Origin of the sequence: Polaromonas sp. AER18D-145 (genome assembly GCF_002379095.1) — a bacterium.
Classification (GTDB): Bacteria; Pseudomonadota; Gammaproteobacteria; order Burkholderiales; family Burkholderiaceae_C; genus Polaromonas.
Map to the genome: position 1 here is coordinate 85,000 of NZ_NBZV01000007.1, position 22,434 is coordinate 107,433.

At 64.6% G+C, this 22,434-nt stretch carries 18 protein-coding genes; 16 read left to right on the forward strand and 2 right to left on the reverse strand.

Translation table 11 applies throughout. The features are described 5' to 3' along the window. The first annotated feature begins 5 nt into the window (after positions 1–5). From B7G52_RS06045 to B7G52_RS06110, 14 genes are all read left to right on the forward strand, one after another. Positions 6–2,540: a branched-chain amino acid ABC transporter ATP-binding protein/permease gene (locus B7G52_RS06045; protein WP_096696738.1), complete on the forward strand. Its 2,535-nt coding sequence runs from the start codon at positions 6–8 to the stop codon at positions 2,538–2,540. A gap of 172 nt (positions 2,541–2,712) precedes the next feature. Then, complete coding sequence (locus B7G52_RS06050; protein ID WP_096696779.1) at positions 2,713–3,105, forward strand: cupin domain-containing protein; 393 nt, start codon at positions 2,713–2,715, stop codon at positions 3,103–3,105. After that, the gene (locus tag B7G52_RS06055; RefSeq protein WP_096696739.1) at positions 3,105–4,556 is read left to right on the forward strand and encodes an aldehyde dehydrogenase family protein; all 1,452 of its coding nucleotides are present in this window, start codon (positions 3,105–3,107) and stop codon (positions 4,554–4,556) included. The genes B7G52_RS06050 and B7G52_RS06055 overlap by 1 nt, the downstream gene beginning before the upstream one ends. Positions 4,557–4,627: 71 nt before the next feature. After that, entirely contained in the window at positions 4,628–6,406 is a 1,779-nt protein-coding gene (locus B7G52_RS06060; protein WP_096696740.1) for a thiamine pyrophosphate-binding protein, read from the forward strand. 33 nt (positions 6,407–6,439) lie between these two features. After that, positions 6,440–7,162 (forward strand): SDR family oxidoreductase, encoded by a 723-nt coding sequence (locus B7G52_RS06065; protein WP_096696741.1) that lies wholly within the window; start codon positions 6,440–6,442, stop codon positions 7,160–7,162. Positions 7,163–7,274: 112 nt separating this feature from the next. Further along, positions 7,275–8,171: a sugar ABC transporter substrate-binding protein gene (locus B7G52_RS06070; protein WP_096696742.1), complete on the forward strand. Its 897-nt coding sequence runs from the start codon at positions 7,275–7,277 to the stop codon at positions 8,169–8,171. Further along, positions 8,168–9,154 carry a tripartite tricarboxylate transporter substrate binding protein gene (locus B7G52_RS06075; RefSeq protein WP_096696743.1) on the forward strand — a complete coding sequence of 329 codons (987 nt, stop codon included), beginning with the start codon at positions 8,168–8,170 and terminating at the stop codon, positions 9,152–9,154. The genes B7G52_RS06070 and B7G52_RS06075 overlap by 4 nt, the downstream gene beginning before the upstream one ends. Positions 9,155–9,248: 94 nt before the next feature. Next, positions 9,249–10,220: a tripartite tricarboxylate transporter substrate binding protein gene (locus B7G52_RS06080; protein ID WP_096696744.1), complete on the forward strand. Its 972-nt coding sequence runs from the start codon at positions 9,249–9,251 to the stop codon at positions 10,218–10,220. A 158-nt stretch (positions 10,221–10,378) separates the two neighbouring features. Next, a complete protein-coding gene (locus tag B7G52_RS06085) occupies positions 10,379–11,857 on the forward strand; it encodes an FAD-dependent oxidoreductase (RefSeq protein ID WP_096696745.1) in 1,479 nt (492 codons plus the stop codon). Between the two features lie 199 nt (positions 11,858–12,056). Then, complete coding sequence (gene tcuA / locus B7G52_RS06090) at positions 12,057–13,466, forward strand: FAD-dependent tricarballylate dehydrogenase TcuA (protein WP_096696746.1); 1,410 nt, start codon at positions 12,057–12,059, stop codon at positions 13,464–13,466. Further along, entirely contained in the window at positions 13,453–14,613 is a 1,161-nt protein-coding gene (gene tcuB, locus B7G52_RS06095) for a tricarballylate utilization 4Fe-4S protein TcuB (RefSeq protein ID WP_096696780.1), read from the forward strand. The genes tcuA and tcuB overlap by 14 nt, the downstream gene beginning before the upstream one ends. Before the next feature lie 27 nt (positions 14,614–14,640). Beyond that, entirely contained in the window at positions 14,641–15,429 is a 789-nt protein-coding gene (locus B7G52_RS06100) for a class II aldolase/adducin family protein (RefSeq protein WP_096696747.1), read from the forward strand. Between the two features lie 173 nt (positions 15,430–15,602). Continuing rightward, complete coding sequence (locus B7G52_RS06105; protein WP_096696781.1) at positions 15,603–16,520, forward strand: tripartite tricarboxylate transporter substrate binding protein; 918 nt, start codon at positions 15,603–15,605, stop codon at positions 16,518–16,520. 7 nt (positions 16,521–16,527) lie between these two features. Further along, positions 16,528–17,526: an NAD(P)-dependent oxidoreductase gene (locus tag B7G52_RS06110; protein ID WP_096696748.1), complete on the forward strand. Its 999-nt coding sequence runs from the start codon at positions 16,528–16,530 to the stop codon at positions 17,524–17,526. A 95-nt stretch (positions 17,527–17,621) separates the two neighbouring features. On the opposite strand, the gene B7G52_RS06115 is transcribed toward B7G52_RS06110, so the two are convergent. Next, the gene (locus B7G52_RS06115) at positions 17,622–18,764 is read right to left on the reverse strand and encodes an ISAs1 family transposase (protein WP_096696749.1); all 1,143 of its coding nucleotides are present in this window, start codon (positions 18,762–18,764) and stop codon (positions 17,622–17,624) included. A gap of 114 nt (positions 18,765–18,878) precedes the next feature. Next, positions 18,879–20,378: an AMP nucleosidase gene (locus B7G52_RS06120; protein WP_096696750.1), complete on the reverse strand. Its 1,500-nt coding sequence runs from the start codon at positions 20,376–20,378 to the stop codon at positions 18,879–18,881. 128 nt (positions 20,379–20,506) lie between these two features. Between B7G52_RS06120 and phnC the strand changes: the two genes are divergently transcribed. Then, positions 20,507–21,370, forward strand: a complete 864-nt coding sequence (phnC, locus tag B7G52_RS06125; protein WP_096696751.1) for a phosphonate ABC transporter ATP-binding protein — start codon at positions 20,507–20,509, stop codon at positions 21,368–21,370. Between the two features lie 38 nt (positions 21,371–21,408). After that, positions 21,409–22,374 carry a phosphonate ABC transporter substrate-binding protein gene (gene phnD, locus B7G52_RS06130; protein WP_096696752.1) on the forward strand — a complete coding sequence of 322 codons (966 nt, stop codon included), beginning with the start codon at positions 21,409–21,411 and terminating at the stop codon, positions 22,372–22,374. The last annotated feature ends 60 nt before the right edge of the window (positions 22,375–22,434 follow it).

Here is a 22,434-nt window from a genome sequence, read left to right on the forward strand (position 1 = left end):
CAACAATGACTGCTTTTCTGACTACCAAATACCGCTCCCTGTTGATCGGGGCGACCAGCCTGGTCCTGCTGCCCGTCGCGTTCCAGGCCATCGGCCTGACGCTGGACGCCGCCACCGTGGTGGTGATCCTTGCCATGGCGGCCATGGGCCTGAACCTGCTGGTCGGCTACACCGGTCTGGTGTCCTTCGGTCACGCCGCCTGGTTCGGCATCGGCGGTTATGCCGCCGCACTTTCCCAGTTGCACTGGTTCAAGGGCCAGATGCTGCTGCCCTTTGCTTTTGCCATCCTGTTCACGGCCGCGCTGTCGCTGATCGTCGGCTTGTTGATCCTGCGCCGCCGCGGTGTCTACTTCTCGCTGCTGACACTGGCCCTGTGCGCGCTGACCTTCGCCACGGCCTTTCGCTGGACCAGCCTGACCGGCGGTGAGGGCGGCCTGGGTGGTATCGAGCGGGGCACCCTGGGTCCGCTGAACCTGGACGACCACCTGACCTACTACGCGCTGGTCGCCGTGGTTGCACTGGGTGTGGTTTACGCCCTGCAGCGTGTGGTGCGCTCGCCGTTCGGCCATGTGCTGGTGGCCATCCGCGAGAACCAGCAGCGTGCCACCTTCCAGGGCTACGACACCGACAAGTACAAGCTGCTGGTCTTCGTGCTGTCGGCCACGGTGACCGGCCTGGCTGGTGCGCTGATGGTGTTCCTGCACCGTTTGGCGGCCGCCGAGTCGACCGCCGTGCACTTCTCGGGTGAGCTGCTGGCCATGGTGGTGATAGGCGGCATGCATACCTTCCTGGGCCCGGCCTTGGGCGCCTTGTTCTTCCTGCTGTTCCGCGAGCTGTTCTCCATCTGGACCGACAACTGGCTGCTCTACTTCGGCCTCATCTTCGTCGGTTTCATCATTTTTTCGCCGGCCGGCCTGAGCGGCATCTGGGCGCAACTGCACAAGCGCTTTCGCCCGCCGCCCGAAGATGGCGCGGCCATGAGCAAGCGCAAGATCTATGAAGGGCTGCCCCTGCCCGAGTTCCTGCGCCCGGCACGCCGGGAAGGTGCCGTGCTCGATGTTCAGGGCATCAGCAAGCGTTTCGGTGGCATCCAGGCCGTGCGTGGCAATAGCCTGACCGTTGAGGCCGGGCAAATCCATGCGCTGATTGGCCCCAACGGCGCCGGCAAGACCACCACCTTCAACCTGATCTCGGGCATGTTCATGGCCGATGCCGGCACGGTGTGCCTGCACGGCCGGGAAATCCAGCACCTGCCGCCGGAGCAGATCTGCCGGCAGGGCCTGGCGCGCTCGTTCCAGATCACCAACCTGTTCCAGGGACTGACGATCTATGAAAACCTGCGCTTGTCCCTGCAGGCGCAGCATCCGGCGCGCTTCAATGTCTGGCGTGACATCGACAGTTATCCGGGGATCCACGCGGAAACCGCCGAGCTGATGAAATTCCTCGGGCTGCAGGGCATGGAAGACGTCGGTGGCGGCGACCTGTCCTATGGCGGCCAGCGGCTGGTGGATCTCGGCATCGCCCTGGGTTCCAAGCCGCAAGTGCTGCTGATGGACGAGCCGCTGGCGGGGCTGGCTGCGGCCGAGCGTGAGCGCGTCTCGCGCCTGGTGACGACGATCGCCGCCAACATCCCGGTGCTGATCGTCGAGCACGACATCGACCGCGTGTTGTCCCTGTCGCACCGTGTCACCGTGATGAACCAGGGCGAGGTGCTGATGAGCGGCTCGCCCGACGAAGTGCGCAACGACCCCCGCGTGCAGGAAATCTACACCGGGACCGGCACGCCGCCGGTCACGGGGCGCTCCGGCCTGGCCTCGGGCGAGCGGCCGCTGGTACTTGATTTCAACAAGGTCAATGCCTTTTACGGCAAGAGCCACATCCTCAACGATGCCAGTCTGCAGGTGCGCGAGGGCGAGATCGTCGCGCTGCTGGGCCGCAACGGCGCCGGCAAATCCACCCTGCTCAAGGCCTTGACCGGCCTCGTCAAACCCGCATCCGGAAAAATCGACTACGCCGGCCGGAACATCGCCGGCATGAGTGCGCCCGACATCGCCCGGCTCGGCATCGGGTATGTGCCGCAGGGCCGCGGGCTGTTTGCAGGCATGACGGTCGCGGAAAACCTGGCGCTGGGGCGCCTGGCCCGCGCGACCGACGGCCGCGATGGCATCGTCTGGAGCGAGGCGCAGATCCTCGAGTACTTTCCGCGCCTGAAAGCGCGCATGAATGTCGCAGCGGATTACCTGTCCGGCGGCGAGCAGCAAATGGTGGCCGTCGCGCGTGCGCTGTCAGGCAATGTCAGGCTGCTGCTGCTCGATGAACCGTTTGAGGGCCTGGCCCCGACCGTGGTGCAGGAACTCTTCACCGTGTTCGACAAGCTGCGCCAGCACGTGGCCATCGTGATCGTCGAGCACAACCTGGACCTGGTGCTGGCGCTGTCGGACCGCGTGTTTGCGCTGGAGCGTGGTGCGGTCTTCCACGAAGGCCCGGCACAGCCCCTGCTGACCGACCTCGACTACCGCAAGAAGATTCTCTGGTTGTGATGAAAGGCCTGCGTGCGACCTATAGGTTTGTCTTATGACCCATCTCTGAAATCGGTATTCTCCATTTACAGCAAGTCTCCCTACAATTTTTCCAACTCTTCGAATGACGCACGTACGCACGTACGCCGGTTGCAGCGGCGGCAAGTCCATTGACTTCACCACAGGAAACACCATGAGTCAGAAACCAGCAGCCCGGGGAAAGGCGCTCATCGAGAAGATGGCCAACCTGCCCTGGAAAGAATACCCCGGCCATTTTGGCGGCGCCCTGTCCAAGGCGCTGGCCGCTCCCGAAAACACCGGAAGCAGCCGGATGGATTTCCGCATTTCGCGCTACGCGCCGGCCGCCTACGTGGGTGAGCATGTGCACAAGATCCAGGAGCAGGTTTACTACGTTCTGGAAGGCGAAGGCGTGCTCACGCTCGACGACGACAGGCACCTGATGCGCCCGAATGACTATGTCTACGTGCCGCCCGGCGTTCGCCACAGCTTCACCAACACCGGCGTGTCAGGTCTGGTGTTCCTGGTGATCACCACACCGGCGCATGACGAAGGGGAACTGCTTTGATGGATCAGCAGGTATTGGATGCCACGCAGCAGGCCACCTATGGCTTGTTCGTTGATGGCGAATGGGTGGAAGGCGACGGCCCGAGGGTATCCGTGTATGACAAATACCGGCTGCAGCCCTTCGCCGCCATCACCCTGGCCGATGCGGCGCAGGTCAGGCGGGCCGTCGATGGCGCGCACGCGGCATTTCGCCGCGGCGTTCCGGTGGCGTTCGAACGCGGCGCGGTTCTGGAGCGTGCTGCCGCGCTGATGGATGCCCGTCTCGACGATTTTGTGCGAACCATGCAGCTGGAGGCCGGCTTCACGGCATCCGACGCCGCGGGCGAAGTGCGGCGCTGCATCCAGACCCTCAAGCTGTCGGCCGAAGAGGCGCGCCGCCTTGCCGGCGATGTGATCCCGCTGGCGGGGGCACCCAACCAGGCCGGACGCATTGGTTTCACGCTGCGTGTGCCGCTGGGCGTGATCGCTGCGATCACGCCGTTCAATTCACCGCTCAATACCGTGACGCACAAGGTGGCGCCGGCCTTCGCTGCCGGCAACGCCGTGATCCTCAAACCCTCCACCCACACGCCGCTGACGGCCTGCAAGCTGGCCGAGGTGCTGATCGAAGCCGGCATGCCGCGCGGTTTCCTGTCGGTGCTGCATGGCAGTGCCGACGTCGTCAAGTGGCTGCAGGAAGACGAACGCGTCCGCTTTTTCGCCTTCACCGGCAGCACCGAGGTCGGCCGCAAAATCCAGCAGTCGGCCGGCTTGCGCCGCACGCAGATGGAGCTGGGATCGATCGCCTGCACCATTTTGTGTGACGATGCATCCCTCGATGCAGCCCTGCCCAAGATCGTCAACGCGGGTTACCGCAAGGCGGGCCAGGTCTGCACCTCGGTGCAGTTGCTGCTGGTGCATGAGTCGCTGATCAAGGAAGTGGAAACCCGCCTGGCTGCACTGGTCAAGGCCCTGCCGTTCGGGGATCCGCACGACCCGGCCACGGTGGTCGGCCCGGTGATCAGCGAGGAAGCGGCCATCCGGATCGCTGCGTGGATCCAGGAAGCGGTGGCCGGGGGGGCGGTCTGCCTGGCAGGCGGCCCGCGCCAGGGCGCGGTCGTGCCGCCGACGCTGCTGACATCCATCAGCGATTCGATGAAGGTTGGCTGTTGCGAGATCTTTGGCCCGGTCGTCTGCATCGCCTCTTTCAGCACGCTGAGCCAGGCCATTGAACGGGTCAACGCCACGCCGTTCGGCCTGGCCAGCGGAATTTTCACCAACCGGCTGGGCGATGCGTTTTCTGCGGCGCAGAAGCTCGAGGTCGGCGGCGTGCATATCAACGAGACATCGAGCTCGCGAGTCGACCTGATGCCTTACGGCGGATCCAAGGACAGCGGCTTCGGCCGCGAGGGCCCGTACTATGCGGTGCATGAAATGACCGAAGAACGCATCGTGACCTTCACGACGACCTGACATATTGCAGGACAGGTCGCAGCCGCGCAGCGGCAGGCCCTGTCCCAACCGACTCAACAAGGACAACAATCATGCCCAAAATGAAGGGTGGCGAACTGATCGCCGAATACCTGGTCCAGGAAAAGATGCCCTATATCTTCGGCATCTGCGGCCATGGCAATGTGGGCATTCTCGATGCCCTGTACGACGTGCGCGACAAGATCCAGCTGATCTCGCCGCGTCATGAACAATGTGCCGGCCACATGGCCGATGCCTATTTCCGCGTCAAGCACAAGCCGGTGGCCACGCTGACCTCCACCGGTCCCGGTTCGGCCAACATGGTGATGTCCTGTGCCACCGCGCTGTCGGACTCCTCGGCCTTCATGTGCATCACATCGAACGTCCCGACCTCGCAGCACAACCGCGCACCGTTCCAGGAACTGTACAAGCACAACCAGGCCGACTTCGCGCAGGTCATGCGCCCGGTGGTCAAGCGCGCCTTCCAGCCCACGCGCGTGGACATGTTGCCGCTGGCGCTGCGCCAGGCCATGGACACCATGGTCACCGGCCGTCCCGGTCCGGTGAACCTGGATATTCCCTACAACGTCTACCAGGAAGAGGACGATGTCGAATTGCCGCCGGCGTCCAACATCCAGCGCGAGCACCGGCCGGGTGCCAATGACCTCGATGTGGCGACCACGCTGGACCTGCTGGCTGCGGCCCACCAGCCGGTGCTGTTCATCGGCCATGGCGCCACCTTGTCGGAAGCCGGCGTGGAGATCACCGAGTTTGCCGACCGCCTGGGCATTCCGGTCATCACCTCACCCAACGGCATGGGCTGCATTGCCGGCGACCACCCGCTGGCGCTGGGCTTCATAGGCCGCAACGGCGCTTACCCGGCGAATGAGGCAGGTCGCCGCTCCGACCTGGTGATCACGCTGGGCACGCGCTTCGACGACCGCAGCTCATCGAGCTGGCACGAGGGCTACTCGTGGAACTTTCCCAAGACAAAGCTGGTGCATGTGGACATCGACCCGCAGGAGCTGGGCCGCAACTACGCGCCGACGCTGGGCATCATCGCCGACGTCAAGGTGTTCGTGCGCCAGCTGCTCAATGCCTTGCCGGCACGCCCCGGCATCACGGCCACACGTTATGCGCCCTGGTTGGCACAGGTGCAGGGCTGGCAGGCGCAGTGGGAAGCCTTTGTGCGCCCCCATTTTGGCGATTCGACCAGTCCGCTGCGGCCCGAATTCGTGGTTGGCACGCTGCAGAAAATACTGCCCGATGACGTGATCCTCGCCCTCGACTCCGGCGTGCACCACAACTGGTTCATGCAGTTCTGGAAGGCCAAGCGACCGCAGAGCATGCTCAACAGCTGGGGCTACTCGTCCATGGGTTTTGGCGTGTGCGGCGTCATGGGCGCCCAGCTCGCGGCACCGGATCGCCCCTGCGTCGCCGTGGTGGGCGATGGCGGCTTCACGATGGCGCCCTACGTGCTTTGCACGGCGGTGGAATACAACCTGCCGGTGGTCTGGATCATCTGGAACAACTTCGCCTGGGGCGCGATCCGCGACCTGCAATACGGATTGTTCGATGGCCGTGAAATCGGCACGGCGTTTTATCACGGCGCGACCGGCAAGCCCTACAACCCCGACTTTGCCGCCTGGGCGAGAGCCTGCGGCGCCGATGGCATGACGGTCACGCGTCCGCAGGAACTGGCCGCAGCGGTCGAACAGGCGCTCAAGAACCGGCGCCCTTGCGTGATCGACGTCCATGTCGATGCCGACGTGCGTCCACCTTCCACCGGCACCTGGCAACTGCCACCGATTCCGTACAAGGAACCCCTCTACGGCAAGCCTTTTGTTGCCTGAGCCTTTTCACTTCAATTCATTCGAGGATTTCACATGAGCAACAAGATCGCCCTGGTTTTTGGTGGTACCCGCGGCATTGGTGCGGCCAGCGTGCGGAAACTGGCGGAAAGCGGCTTCGATGTCGCCTACACCTATGTCTCCAGCGCCCCCGACCTGCCGGAGAAGATCGGTGGGGGCCGGACCAGGGGTTATGCCGTTGATATCTGCGAACCGTCCCAGGTGGAGCAGGTGTTTGCCGACGTGGCGCGCGACTTCGGCAGCGCCCCGCACTGCGTGGTGGCCAACGCCGGCATCAATGTGCCGCCCGGCCCGATGGCGCAGTTCGACCCGGAGAATTTCCGCAAGCTGGTGGAGGTCAACATCGTTGGCGCTTTCAACGTCCTGAGTGCGGCCGCCCGGCATGTGGCGGATGGCGGCAACATCATCGCGCTGACGACCTCCATGGTGCGCATCGGCGTGCCGGGCGGCGGCCCCTACACGGCGACCAAGGCGGCGGTGGAAAGCCTGGTGCGTTCCATGGCCAAGGAGCTGGCGCCGCGCAAGGTACGCGTCAATGCCGTGGCGCCGGGCCCGGTCGACACCGACCTGTTCCGGGCCGGCAAGACCGACGAAGCCAAGGCGCGATCGGCCGCCATGAGCCCGTTCAACCGCATCGGCACGCCCGAAGAGGTGGCCGAGGTCGTGGGTTTCCTCGCCTCCGACAAGGCCTCGTGGGTGCACGGTCAGATCATTCAGCCCAACGGTGGCATGGTCTAAGCATGTGGTCCCCACGATCGCTCACTGCGTGTAGCTCCCTGCCCCCCGAGGGGGCCGCGGTTTGCCTTGGGGCGGCCCGGCGGCAAAACATGCTGTTCTCGCAAACCTGATCATGAGACTCGCGGTCTTTACCAAGAACCTCACGAACCCCGCTTACGGCGCGGCGCGACTCGGCGCCGAGCGCGCCGCCGCGGCTTTCGGGGCCGAGGTGCTGCACTTTGTGCCGAAAAAGGGTGACGACCCCGAAGAGCAGAGCGCGCTGATTGACCAGGCGCTGGCGCTCGATCCGCGGCCGGACGCCTTTGTGTTCTCGCCCGTGCATGCCAGCAAGGTGGATCCGGCGATACGCCGTGTCGCCGCGGCCGGCATCCCCCTGATCGGCTTTGTCAATCCGATAGAGGCCGCGCCCAGCGTGGCCTATGTCAGTTCGGACGACTACCAGTTGTCGCTGGCGATTGCCACTTACCTCTTCACCCATCTGCGGGGCAAGGGGCGCGTGCTTGTCGTCACCGGGCCCGAGGAGTCCTTCACCAGCCTGGAGCGGCTGCGCGGCTTTCGCGCGGTGGCCAGCCTGTACCCGGGCATTGAATGGGCGGGCCAGGTGGCGGGCGACTACCTACGCGACGTGGCGCGTGAGCGCACGGGGCAATGGCTGCGCGACAACGCGCCGCCCGATGCCTGTCTGGTGGCCAACGACATCATGGCCATCGGTGTACTGGACGCGCTGGATGCCGCTGGCCAGACGGCGGCGGTGGTCGGCGTCAACGCGATTCCGCAGGCCATCGACGCCATCGCCGCCGGCCGCATGCTCGCCACGGCCGACTTCAATGCCATGCAGATGGCTTTCCTGGCCGCCGAGTGCGCGGTGCGCCACCTGCGCGGCGAGGCGGTACCGGCATCGGTTGAGCTGCCGGTGCAGATCGTGGATCGCAGCAATTACCGGCAGTGGGATCAGCCCTACGAGCAACGTCCCGTGATCACACTCGAACAACTGAGGATGCAGACATGAAAAACACCTTTCTGAAAATTTGGGGCAGTGGCCTGCTGGCCGCCCTGGTGGGCTGGGTCGGACCGGGCGGTGCCGCCATGGCGCAGGACTATCCCAACAAGCCGATCCGCCTGGTGGCGCCTTTCGCCCCGGCCGGCGCGACCGACATCCTCGGCCGCATCATTGCAGAGCGCCTGGCGACGACGTATGGCCAGAGCATGGTGGTCGACAACAAGCCCGGCGCCAGCGGCCACCTGGGCGCCCAGATCGTGGCGAAGGCGCCCGGCGACGGCTACACGCTGCTGGTGGGTACCATCGGCATCCATGCGGCCTACGCCAGCTACCGCAAGCTGGCCTACAGCCCGGCCACCGAGCTGCAGCCGGTCATGATCATCGGCGAGGCGCCCAACCTGGTACTGGTGCCAGCCAACTCGCCGTACAAGACCTTTGCCGATTTTCTGGCCGATGCCAAAGCCAACCCGGGCAAGATCAACTACGCCTCCGCCGGTCCGGGGTCGTCGGTGCACATGGTCACGGCCCTGTTCGAACTGGCCAGCGGCACCCGACTCAACCACGTGCCGTACAAAGGCAGCGGCCCGGCCCTGATCGACCTGATTGGCGGCCAGGTGCAGGTGATGTTCGACAACATGTCGTCGGGCATGCCGCATGTGCAGGGTGGCAAGCTGCGCGCGCTGGCCGTCACCGGTCCCAGGCGCGACCCGCGCTTCCCCGATGTGCCCACCATCGCCGAAGCCGGCGTGCCGGGCTACAGCGGTACCTCGTGGTTCACGCTGGCTGCGCCCAGCACCATGCCGGCCCCGCTGGTGGACAAGCTCAACAAGGATGTGCAGCGCGTGCTGGCCTCCCCCGACGTGGTGGCGCGGTACGACAAGCTGGGCATCAACTACACGCCGAATACGCCGGCGGAGGCAGCCGCCTTTTTCAAATCGGAAACCACCAAGTGGAGCCGCGTGATCGAAGCGGCCAAATTGCAGCTCGATTGAAACCCGGCGAAGCGCGCTACGGAAAGGCCCCGTCTTCCCCGTTTTCTCGCGTTGGATGACCTGCATTTTTCAATAAACAAAAAGAGAGACAAACATGTTCAAGAAATTTTTTCGCCCCCTTCTGGCGACAGCCCTGTTCGCTGTTTCCACTTTTTCGCCAGCTCAGGAGGCCTACCCCTCCAGGCCCCTTAAGCTCGTAGTTCCCTATGCAGCCGGCGGCCCGGCCGACATGCTGGCCCGCATGGTGGCCGAAAAACTGGGTCCGCGCCTGGGGCAGGCCGTGGTGATCGAGAACAAGCCCGGCGCTGGCGGTCACACCGGGGCGGAACTCGTGGCCAAGGGGCCGGCAGACGGTTACACGCTGATGCTGGGCACCATCGCGCACAACGGCGCGGTCAAGCTCTACAAGAACCTGCGCTACGATCCGCTCAATGACCTGCAGTCGGTGATCCTGATCGCCGAGAGCCCCAGCGTGCTGCTGGTCAGGCAGGACCTGCCGGCCAAGTCAGTGGCCGAGTTGCTGGCGCTGGCGCGCGCCCAGCCCGGCAAGCTGAGCTACGGTTCGGCAGGCAACGGCTCGGCCATGCACATGGCGGCCGAACTGTTCCGCTACATGACGAAAATCGACTATGTGCACGTGCCCTACCGGGGTGGCGCACCGGCCATGGCCGACCTGCTGGGCGGCCAGATCGACATGTTGTTCGAGAGCCTGGGAACGGCGCACCAGCAGCTCAAGGGCGGCAAGGTGCGCGCCCTGGCCGTGACCGGCACCACGCGCAACCCCAGTCTGCCTGATGTGCGGACGGTCGCCGAAGCCGGCGTGCCCGGGTATTCCTCCGTGCCCTGGTACACCATTTCGACGGCACGGGGCGTGCCGGCGGCCATCGTCAACAAACTCAATGCTGAAATCAATGCCGTGCTCAAGGCACCCGATCTGGTGCAGCGCTGGGAGGCTCAGGGGGTGTTGCCGCTGGGCGGTTCGGTGGCCGATGCGGTCAAACGCAACAAGACGGAGACCGACAAGTGGAGCGCCGTGATAGACGCGGCCAACATCAAGCTCGACTGAGAACTTATGAATAAATCTACTGCGCGCCCCGATCGCGGCGTTGGGCGGTGCTCGGAATCCTCACGTACAGGAAGTACGTTCCGGTTCCTGCGCTCCGTCCGCCTTGCGCTCGGGCCGCTCGCTACGATTTCTTCACAAGTTCTGAGGAGTGGTGACTGATGCGTCAGGAGTTGGTCTATGACGTGGTGGTGGTCGGCGGCGGCGGTGCCGGCCTGGCGGCAGCCATAGCCGCGCGTGCGGCAGGCCGCAGCGTGGTGCTGCTCGAGAAAAACCCGGCGCTCGGTGGTTCGACCGCCTGGTCCATAGGCTCGGTCAGCGCGACGCAGACGCCGCACCAGAAAAAGCGGGGCATTGTGGATAACCCGGCGGACCACTGGGCCGACATGCCCGGCTTTGCCGGCGACCTGGCCGGGCGAGACAACGACGAGTTGCGCAGGATCCTGTGCGACGGGATGCCGGACACCTTCCAGTGGCTGTTGGACTCCGGCGTGCGTTTCATGGGCCCCATGCCCGAGCCACCGCACCGCCAGCCGCGCATGCACAACGTGCTGCCCAATTCGCGTTCCTTCATTTACCACCTCGAGCGCCGCGCGCGCCGCGCCGGGGTCGATATCCGGACCGCCACGCCTGTGACGGCCCTGGTGCAGCGGGAAGGCCGCGTCACCGGCGTCGATGCCGGGAGCGGCACGGAGCTGCTGTGCTTCACCGCGCGTGGCGGCGTGGTGCTGGCCGCGGGCGACTTCACCAACGGCGCCGACTTCAAGGCACGCTTCATGGGAGCGCAGGAAGCCAAGGTCGAGGGTGTCAATGTCACCGCCACCGGGGACGGCCAGCGCATGGCCGAGGCGCTCGGAGCAACCATCCTCAATGGCGACCTGGCGCTCGGCCCCGAAATCCGCTTCATCGCCCCGGCCACCGAGACCCTGATGCGCCGCCTGCCGCCCTGGCGCTGGCTGGCCGCCTTCATGGAATGGTCGCTGGATCACCTGCCGGCGGTGCTGCTGCGGCCCTTCATGATGAAGTTTCTCACCACCGCACTGGCGCCTTCGCCCACGCTGTTCGAGGCCGGGGCCCTGCTGGTCAACTGCCGCGGCGAACGGTTTGGCAACGAGCTGGATCGCCCGGCTTGGCGCCTGCCTGACCAGCCCGGCAAGGTCGGCTACATCGTGATCGACCAGGCGCTGGCGAAGCGTTTTTCGGCCTGGCCCGACTTTGTGTCCACCGCGCCCGGTATTGCCTACGCCTATGTGCCGGACTATCAGAAAAACCGGCCGGATGTCTGCACCGTAGCCCCGACGCTGGAGGCGCTGGCGTGCAAGCTCGGCATGGATGCGGCGGTGCTGGCAAACAACGCGGCTTCGGGCGCTGTGCATCCGCTCGGCGCCGGGCCCTACATGGCCCTGGGGCCGGTACGTTCGGTTTTTGTGCACAGCGAGGGTGGCCTGGCGGTCGACACGCAGCACCGGGTGCTGGACGCCGGCGGGCAGGCCTTGCCCGGCCTGTATGCCGCCGGTTCGACCGGGCAGGGCGGGTTGCTGCTCAAGGGGCACGGCCATCACCTGGCCTGGGCCTTTGTGTCCGGACGGCGTGCCGGCCGCTTTGCGGCGATGTCCGCCGGCACGGCAGGGTCAGGCTGATGCGGCCTCCGGCACAAGGGCATCACGAATGGTGATGCCCTTATGCCGGAGGCCCCCTGACGCCGGGGTTGGTCAGCGCTTACAGTCAATGTCGCGTCGAACACACGACAGCGTTGGTTGGTTCATTCATGAAAGTTGCACCCCTGTGTGCATGGCGGGTGCCCGTTCAGTCGGGTGCCGTTGATGGAGGTTTTCCCCGATGGTTGATGTTCTTGTCATTGGCGGCGGCAATGCGGCCCTGTGTGCCGCGCTGATGGCGCGCGAGGCCGGTGCCTCCGTGTTGCTGCTGGAGTCGGCGCCGCGCGAATGGCGCGGCGGCAATTCCAGCCACACCCGCAACCTGCGCTGCATGCACGATGCGCCGCAGGACGTGCTGATCGATGCCTACCCGGAAGAGGAATACTGGCAGGACCTGCTCAAGGTGACCGGCGGCATCACCAACGAGCACCTGGCCCGGCTCACCATTCGTGCCTCGTCCGGTTGCCGCGACTGGATGCGCCGGCATGGCGTGCATTTCCAACCCCCGCTGTCGGGCGCATTGCATGTGGCGCGTACCAACGCCTTTTTCATGGGCGGCGGCAAGGCGCTGGTCAATGCCTACTACCGCAGCGCCGAAAAACTGGGTGTGCAGATCCGTTACAACACGCCGGTGAACCGCCTGGACATTCGCCATGGCCGGTTTGCAGCCGCGTACGCTGGCGATGAGCGTATCGAGGCCAAAGCCTGCGTGCTGGCGGCCGGCGGCTTCGAGTCCAACCGCGAATGGCTGCGCGAGGCCTGGGGCCAGAACGCCGACGGCGAATGGCCGGCCGACAACTTCCTGATTCGCGGCACGGCCTTCAACAAGGGCGTGCTGCTCAAACACCTGCTGGACGAGCACCAGGCCGACAGCATTGGCGACCCCACGCAGGCCCACATGGTGGCCATCGACGCGCGCGCGCCGCTGTACGACGGCGGCATCTGCACCCGCATCGACTGCGTCTCGCTGGGCGTGGTTGTCAACCGGCACGCCAGACGCTTTTACGACGAGGGTGAGGATTTCTGGCCCAAGCGTTACGCCATCTGGGGCCGCCTGGTGGCCCAGCAACCGCAGCAGACTGCCTTCTCCATCATCGACGCCAAAGCCATAGGCCGCTTCATGCCACCGGTGTTCCCTGGCGTCAAAGCCGACAGCCTGTCCGAACTCGCCCGCAAGCTCGGCCTGGACGAAACCACGTTCATGCAGACCCTCAACGACTACAACGCCGCCTGCCGCATCGGCACCTTCGACCACACGGCGCTGGACGACTGCCATACCGAAGGTGTGGCGCCTGCCAAGACGCACTGGGCGCGGCCCCTGGACACCGCGCCGTTTTATGGCTACGCGCTCAAGCCCGGCATCACCTTCACCTACCTGGGCCTGAAGGTCAACGACCAGGCGGCCGTGCATTTTGGTGGCCAGCCCAGCGACAACCTGTTTGTCGCCGGCGAAATGATGGCCGGCAACGTGCTCGGCAAGGGCTACACGGCCGGGGTCGGGATGTCGATCGGTACGGCATTTGGCCGCATTGCCGGTACCCGGGCTGCGTTATCTGCTATAAAAAATGGAGCAAATTTTGCAGCAACTTGAAGCCCTGACCCGCGACGCCCGCGCGCTGGCGCTCGGCGAGATACTGCTGACGCCTTACGAAACCGAAGTCGGCCGGCAACTGCAGATCTGCAATGCCTGCCGCTATTGCGAAGGTTTTTGCGCCGTGTTCCCCGCCATGACGCGCCGGCTTGAGTTCGGCAAGGCCGACATCCACTACCTGGCCAACCTGTGCCACAACTGCGGGGCCTGCCTGCATGCCTGCCAGTACGCGCCACCGCACGAGTTCGCCGTCAACGTGCCGCAGGCCATGGCCCAGGTGCGCGGCCAGACCTATGCCGACTACGCCTGGCCGCCCGCGCTGGGCGTGCTGTACAAGCGCAACGGCCTGACCGTGGCACTGGCGCTGGCTGCGGGGCTGGCGCTGTTCCTGGTGCTGGTCGTGCTCATGAAAGGCACGCTGTGGCACGCGCCGCTGTCGGGCAACTTCTACGCCATCTTTCCGCACAACCTGCTGGTCTCCATGTTTGCGCCCGTCTTCCTGTTCGCGACGCTGGCCTTGGGCCTGGGGGTGCGCAAGTTCTGGCGCGAGGTGTCCCCCGGCGAAGCCACAGGCCCTGCGGTGACCGAAGCCGGCCTGAATGTGCTGCGCCTGAAGTACCTGGACGGCGGGCATGGCGAGGGCTGCAACGAAAGCGACGACGCCTTCACGCTGTGGCGCCGGCGTTTTCACCACGCCACCTTCTACGGCTTCATGCTGTGTTTTGCCGCGACCAGCGTGGCTACGCTTTACCACTACCTGCTGGGCTTGCAGGCGCCTTATGCCTTGAGCAGCCTGCCGGTGCTGCTGGGAACGGTGGGTGGTATCGGCTTGCTGGTCGGCCCCGCCGGCCTGTTCTGGCTCAACCTGCGGCGCCATCCACAGCACGGCGATGCGGCGCAGAAACCCATGGACCGTGGCTTCATCGCCCTGCTGTTTTTCACCAGCCTGACCGGCCTGGCCCTGCTGGCCTGGCGCGATACCCCGGCCATGGCGCTGCTGCTGGCCATCCACCTGGGCGTGGTGATGGCGCTGTTCCTGACCTTGCCCTATGGCAAGTTTGCCCACGGGATCTTCCGCAGCGCGGCCCTGCTCAAATGGGCCATTGAAAAGCGCCTGCCCAGCACCCTGAAGCTCGGTGGGGATTGAGATGCGAACCAACCCTGGAGACAGTTCATGCAAGACGACGGCACCCTGAACATTGAATCGATGAAAAGCCGCTGCTCACCCGCCGAATGGCAGGCGCGCGTGGACCTGGCGGCCTGTTACCGGCTGGTGGACATCTATGGCATGTCCGACATGATGGCCAACCACATCTCGGCGCGTGTGCCCGACGAGGACGGGGCCTTCCTCATCAACGCCTACGGCATGATGTACGAGGAGATCACCGCGTCCAGCCTGATCAAGATCGACCATGCCGGCAACATCCTGTCCAAGCCGGATTTCGGCGCGCTCAATTACGGCGTGAACAAGGCCGGCTATGTGATTCACAGCGCGGTGCACGAAGCCCGGCCCGAGGTGGCCTGCGTGATCCACACGCACAGCTGGGCGTCCATGGCCGTGTCTTCGCTGGAATGCGGGCTCCTGCCCCTGACCCAGACGGCGATGCGTTTCCTGAAGATCGGTTACCACGACTACTGCGGCGTGGTGCTCAATCTGGACGAACAGGAATCGCTGGTGCGGGACCTGGGCGCCGGCGAGGCCCTGATCCTGCGCAACCATGGCGTGCTCACCGTCGGCCGCAGCATCGGCGAGGCGTTCAACTGGATGCACCGGCTGGAACTGGCCTGCCGTTCCCAGCTGGCGGCGATGGCCTGCAACACCGCGTTTGTGCCGGTCTCCCAGCCTGTGCTGGAGGAGACCTGGAGCAACTACCAGCCCGGCACCCGCCGCCCTTACGGCCTGATGGAGTGGCCAGCGCTGCTCAGAAAACTCGACCGCAGCGATCCCGATTACAAGACCTGACGGCACAAGCCAGGCTACCCGCGCAACGCGCAAACCACAGCAGGAGACAAACCATGCAAACGACGATTTTTCATTCACCGCCCCTGGTCCCCACGCCACCCGGGAGCCGGCGCAACGGCCTGCAGCGCCAGGGCGCACGCATCACCGCCGCCTTGCTTCTGGGCGCTGCGGGGATGGGCAGCGTGCTGGCCCAGACCTACCCGGCCAAGCCGGTGCGGGTGGTGGTGGCGTTCACCGCCGGCGGGACCACCGACATCCTGACGCGGCTGGTGTCGCAGCAACTGTCCGAACGCCTGAAGCAGCAGTTCGTGATCGACAACAAGCCCGGCGCCGGCGGCAACATCGGCACCGAAGCGGTGGTCCGGTCGGCACCCGACGGGTACACGCTGATCGTCAACTCGGTGGGCCCGATCGCGGTCAATCCCACGCTCTACAGCAAGCTGTCCTACAACCCGCTGACCGACCTGGTTCCCGTGGTGCAGATTGCCGACGTGCCGAATGTGCTGGTGGTGCATCCCTCCGTCAGTGCAAAGACGGTGGAGGAGTTCGTCGCCTACGCCAAGGCCAACCCGGGCAAGCTGAACTACGGCTCGACCGGGGTCGGCACGTCCTCGCACCTGTCGGGCTACATGATGAGCAAGCGTGGCGGCTTCGAGGCAACACATATTGCCTACAAGGGCGCCGACGCCGTGCGCGACCTGCTGGCCGGCCGCCTGCAGTTCATGTTTGCCACGATCCCGTCGGTGATGCCGCACATCCAGGCCGGCAAGCTGCGTCCGATTGCGGTCAGCAGTGGCAAGCGGTCCCGTTCCATGCCCGAGGTGCCGACCATTGCCGAGAAAGGTTTCCCCGGTTTTGAGGCGGGCTCCTGGTTTGGCTTTTTTGCCCCCAAGGGCACGCCCGAGGCCGTCATCAGCGCGCTGAACAAGGCGGTCAACGAGGTGGTGGCGGTGCCGGCGATGGAGCAGCAGATGATCCGCGAAGGGGCGGACCCGGTGGGTGGCTCCCCCGCGCAGTTTGCGCAGTTCGTGCAGCGCGAGTACGAGAAATGGAAGCTCATCGTGGTGGAGTCCGGCGCCCGCGCCGAATAGCCGTCCGATGACACGACCGCTTCGCATTCTGCTATCGGCGGAAGTCCGGCAGGCGCTGGCGCCTGCCATAGCGGGCGTGCTGGGACCACGTGCCTTTGAACTGCTCACGGCAGCCGAAGCGGAGGCGGCGCAGGCCGATGTGGACCTGGCCTTCATCTCGCGCGATGTGACCGGCCTGTCGACCAAACATGTGCTGACCGACGGCCTGCAGGCTTTTTATGCCGCGCTGCGCCGATCCGCTGCGCCGCAGTGGGTGCACATCCATTCGGCTGGCGCCGACCGCCCGATTTACCCCGAGCTGCGCGCACGGGGCGTGCAGGTCACCACATCCTCCGGCGCCAATGCCGAGGTGGTGGCACACACCGCGCTGGCGGGCCTGCTCGCGCTGGCGCGGCGTTTTCCGCAACTCATGGCGGCGCAGCAGGCACGCCTCTGGGCGCCGCTGGTGGGCGAAGCCCAGGCCCCGCGCGACCTGGCCGGGCAGACCGCGGTTGTGGTGGGCTGGGGGCCGATCGGGCAGCGCCTGGGCGCGTTTTTGCGCCTGCTGGGCCTGCGGCTCGTCGTGGTGCGCCAGTCCTCGACCCCGGTCGGAGGAGAAGGCGCCGAGACAGTGAGTTTCGCGGGCCTGTCCGCGGTGCTGCCGCGCGCCGACTGGCTGGTGCTGGCCTGTCCGTTGACGGCGCAGACCCGGGGTCTGGTGAACCGGGAGGCGCTGGCGGCCCTGCCGGCCGGGGCCTGTCTGGTCAATGTGGCCCGGGGGGAGGTGGTGGTTGAGAGCGATCTGGTCGAGGCCATGAAGGAAGGGCGCCTCGGTGGTGCCTACCTGGATGTGTTCGAGCACGAGCCGCTGGGGCGGGATTCTCCCCTCTGGGGGCTTGCCAACGTCATCGTCACGCCGCATTCGGCGGGGCACTCCGACGGCAACCATCGCCGTGTCTGCGAGCTGTTCCTGGCCAACCTGGCGCGCTGGCATGCGGGGCAACCCCTGCAGCACACTGTTGCCTGAACCTGCAAACAAAACAGGTGTTTTACCAAGTGCGGATAACGATAGTCAGCTATTGAAACAATAGCAAACAGGGCGCCGTTGCAGGGCAATCGCACCTAAATTGATAGCACGCCAGTTTTCAAGACTGTTTCCATATACGAGGGATCCCAGCCCGCTCGGCTGCGCTTGTTTTTGAGTCCCACTTTCAAACTGGTCTCGCGTTTAAGCTGGGTCAGCGCAAGGCGTCGTAGGCACGCCAGGTTCGCAGGCCCTTCATCCTTTCGCACCCGGCTGGCGTCCTCGCGAAAGGCTACATCCAGCGACCAATGCAACTCATTCTCCACCGCCCAGTGGCTACGGATGGCTTGGGCGATACGCTTGGCGCCTGCGGTCAAGGGCAGGCTGCTGATGTAGTAATGAGTTTCCTCGCTGGTCTTGTCCCCCACCTGACGTGTGCGCCGCACCATGGCGATGGTTTGCAGCTTCGTCCAGTATTTGGTCGCCCGCTTCAAATACTCTGGCACTTCCATGAGCCAATGTTCCCGGCGTTCTACGCGACCGTGGTTGTTGGTCTGTGCGTGCTGCGCGCTGTAGCTGTGCGCTTGTTGGGTAAAGTCGGTTTCATGGTTTTTTTGAAACCACGAGGCGACTTGCCGGTGCAGATAAGGATGGTTGGACTTGAGGTTGAGCACGTAGTCCGCTTGCGCGTCGATGATCGCTTTGGTGATGGCTTTTTGACACCCCATGGCATCAATGGTCACGATGCAGCCTTTGAGGCTGAGCAGCTTCAGCAGTTCGGGTATGGCCGTGATCTCGTTGGACTTTTTGTCCGTTTGCACTTGCCCCAGCAGCATGCTGTTCTGACACGCCCAGGCGCTCACGATATGCAGGGGCGATTGCTTGGCGTTGCGTGAGCCGCGCAGGCTTTTGCCATCAATGGCCACCACGCCTTCGATTTGTCCGGCAATGCCTTGCAGCCACTCCATACACACTTGCTCCAGCACCTGGGAGTCCAGTATCTGGAACACCCGCCCGAACGTGTCGTGCGAGGCGATGCCATTGGGCAACTTCAAAAAGCTGGAAAACCATTCCCGTTTGGATTTCCCAAACTCCACCACCCCAACCCAATCATCGGCCCCGCCTATGACTGCGCACAGCGCGATCACCAGAATGTCCATCAATTCGTGCCGCTGCATGCGTTTGATCTGTGGGTCAGGCACTCGTCCCAAGTGTTCCAGCAGGCTTATCCCTGTACTCATCAACTGTCCTGTTCCAAAAACTGAGAAGGCTACAGTTTCCTCAGTTCTGGCACAACAGCGTACATTCTTGCTATTAATTTAGGTGCGATTGCCCTGGGCGCCGTTGCAGCCGCCCTACTGGAAGGCCACTTCCGAAAAACTGCGCAGCTTGCGGCTGTGCAGCTGGCTGCTGCCCTGGGCACGCAGCAGTTCAATCGCCCGCATGCCGATGCGCAGGTGCTGGTCGACGCGCTCGCGGTAGAAATGGTTGGCCATGCCAGGCAGCTTGATCTCGCCATGCAGCGGCTTGTCGCTGACACACAGCAGCGTGCCGTAGGGCACGCGGAACCTGAACCCGTTGGCGGCGATGGTGGCGCTTTCCATGTCCAGCGCGACGGCGCGGCTCTGGCTGAAGCGGCGTTGGGGCTGGTTGCCGGGCAGCAGTTCCCAGTTGCGGTTGTCGGTGGACGCCACGGTGCCGGTGCGCATGATGCGCTTGAGGTCCGGACCCTCCAGATGGGTCACATCTTTCACCGCGCGTTCCAGCGCCACCTGGATCTCCGCCAGCGCCGGAATCGGCACCCACAGCGGCAGCTCTTCATCCAGCACGTGGTCTTCGCGCACATAACCGTGCGCCAGCACGTAGTCGCCGAGCTGCTGGCTGTTGCGCAGCCCCGCGCAGTGGCCGAGCATGATCCATGCATGGGGCCGCAGCACGGCAATGTGGTCGGTGATGTTTTTGGCGTTGGCCGGCCCGACGCCGATGTTGACCATGGTGATGCCGGTGCGGTCGGCGCGCATCAGGTGGTAGGCCGGCATCTGCGGCAGGCGCGGCGGCGGCATGCCCAGCTCGTCGCCGGTGCTGGCCGGCAGGCCCGCGCGGCGCGTGACCACATTGCCGGGCTCGACAAAGGCGATGTAGTCGCTGTCCGGACGCGCCATTTCTTGATGGCCCAGCCGCACAAATTCGTCGATGTAGAACTGGTAGTTGGTGAACAGCACAAAGTTCTGGAACCATTGGGGCGAGGTGCCGGTGTAGTGGCGCAGGCGCTGCAGGGAGTAGTCCACCCGGGCGGCGGTGAACAGCGACAGCGGCTGCGGCTCGCCCGGCCGGGGTTCGTAGGTACCGTTGGCGATGCCGTCGTCCATGGCCGCCAGGTCGGGCAGGTCGAACACGTCACGCATCAGCATGCGCCGGTCTGCGCTCAGGTTGCCTTCGATGTGGTCGTGCTCGGCAAACGAAAAGTGCACGGGAATGGGCTGGGTGCTGGTGCCCACTTCCAGCTCGACCGAATGGTTCTGCATCAGCAGGCGGAACTGCTCCAGGTAGTAGTTGCCATAGAGGTCGGGCCGCGTCAGCGTGGTTTCAAAACGACCCGGCCCGGCCACAAACCCATAACTGAGCTGGGAAATGTCGGGCGTTTCCAGGATCGCGCGCGCCACGGTTTCGGTGTGCACACGCACAAAGGGGTAACAGGCCCGCACATGGCCGGGCAGGGTTTCGCCCGCCACGTAGCGTTGCATGGCATCGCGCAGGTGGGCAATCTGCTGGTCATAAATCCGCTGTACCTGGGCCAGTGCGGCAGCCGGGTCGGCGTAGCGGGTGGGGGCGATAAAGGCGGGCAGGTAGGGCATGGGCCTATTGTGCTACGCCTGCGTCGGGGACGGTGGGCACCCTGTGGACAGGCCGCAGCCGGGCACTGACATCAAAACGACACATTGCGGCCCTAGATTCAACCCGGTTCAACACCCCCGGAGAGACCATGGAAGCAGCCATTCGAATCAATACACTGAGCAAGACCTTTGGCAATGGCCGCAAAGCCTTGCAGCAGATTGACCTGAGCATTGCGCCCGGCGAAATGGTGGCGCTGATCGGGGCTTCCGGATCCGGCAAGTCCACCTTGCTGCGGCACATGGCGGGGCTGATGGCCGGCGACGCGTCGGCGCAGGGCTCCATCGTGATCCACGGCAGGACCGTGCAGCGCAACGGGAAAATCGCGTCCAATATCCGGTCGGTGCGTTCGGGCATCGGCTTTGTTTTCCAGCAGTTCAATCTGGTGGGCCGGCTGCCGGTGATTGTCAACGTGCTGGCCGGCACCCTGCACAAGGTGCCGATGTGGCGCAGCCTGATCCGCTGGTTCACGCCCGAGGAAAAGGCCAGAGGGCTCGAGGCGCTGCGCCGGGTGGGCATCGCCGAATGTTGTGGGCAGCGGGCATCGACGCTGTCGGGCGGCCAGCAGCAGCGCGCCGCGATCGCGCGGGCCATGGTGCAGGGTGCCAAAGTGGTGCTGGCCGACGAGCCGATTGCCTCGCTGGACCCCGAGTCCTCGCGCAAGGTAATGGACATCCTGGCCCGCGTGAACCGCGAAGACCAATGCACCGTGGTGGTGTCGCTGCACCAGGTCAACGTGGCCATGAAGTACTGCGCCCGCACCATCGCCCTGCACCAGGGCAAGGTGGTGTACGACGGTCCTTCGGTCGGACTGACGCCCGCCGTGCTGCGCGATCTCTATGGCGCCGAGGCCGACGACATCCTGTCCCTGGGCGACGCCATTTCCAGCCTCGAAGACAAGGTCAAACCCGTCCCCCACCTCGCCTGGCCAACCCCCATGGCGCAGGCCGCCTGAGCCACCACTGTTTCTTTCAACATTTCAAGGACATCACCATGATCAAAAAACTACTGACCGGACTGGCCGCCGCGGCGCTGGTCACCCTGGCGCCCGCGCATGCGCAGGATTTGAAGGAAATCAATTTCGGCATCATTTCGACCGAGTCGTCGCAGAACCTGAAGTCGGACTGGCAGCCGCTGCTGGAAGACATGGCGAAAAAGACCGGCTACAAGGTCAACGCCTTCTTTGCGCCGGACTATGCCGGCATCATTGAAGGCATGCGTTTTGGCAAGGTGCATGTGGCGTGGTTCGGCAACAAGTCGGCCATGGAAGCGGTAGACCGCGCCGGCGGCGAAATTTTTGCCCAGATGGTCAACGCCGACGGGACCCAGGGCTACTACTCGCACCTGATCGTCCACAAGGACAGCCCGCTCAAGTCGCTGGACGACGTGATCAAGAATGCCAAGAACCTGTCGTTCGGCAATGGGGATCCCAATTCGACCTCCGGCTTCCTGGTGCCCAGCTACTACGTTTTTGCGCAGAACAAGATCGATGCCAAAACCGCTTTCAAGGTGTCCCGGGGTGCCAACCATGAGAGCAACGCGCTGGCAGTGGCCAACAGGCAGGTGGACGTGGCCACCAACAACAGCGAGAACCTGGACAAGATCAAGGACCGCCTGCCCGAGAAGTTCAAGGACATCCGTGTCGTCTGGACCTCACCCCTGATCCCGCTGGACCCGCTCGTCATGCGCAAGGACCTGCCTGATGCGACCAAGCAGAAGCTCAAGGACTTTTTCTATGGCTACGGCCAAGGTGGCCAGCAGGAAAAGGATGTCCTGATGAAGATCTCCAAGCTGTCGGCCTTCAAAGCCTCCACCAATGCCCAACTGATTCCCATCCGCCAGCTGGAGCTGTTCAAGGAGCGCAACAAATTCGAGGCCGACGCAAGCTTGCCTGCCGCCGACAAGCAGGCCAAGGTCGCCGAGATTGACCGCAAGCTCGCAGAACTGAGCCGCAACTGAGGCCGCCCGTGACCACCCCTGTCCATCTTTCAGTGCAGGCGCCTCCTGCGCCGCTGCCAG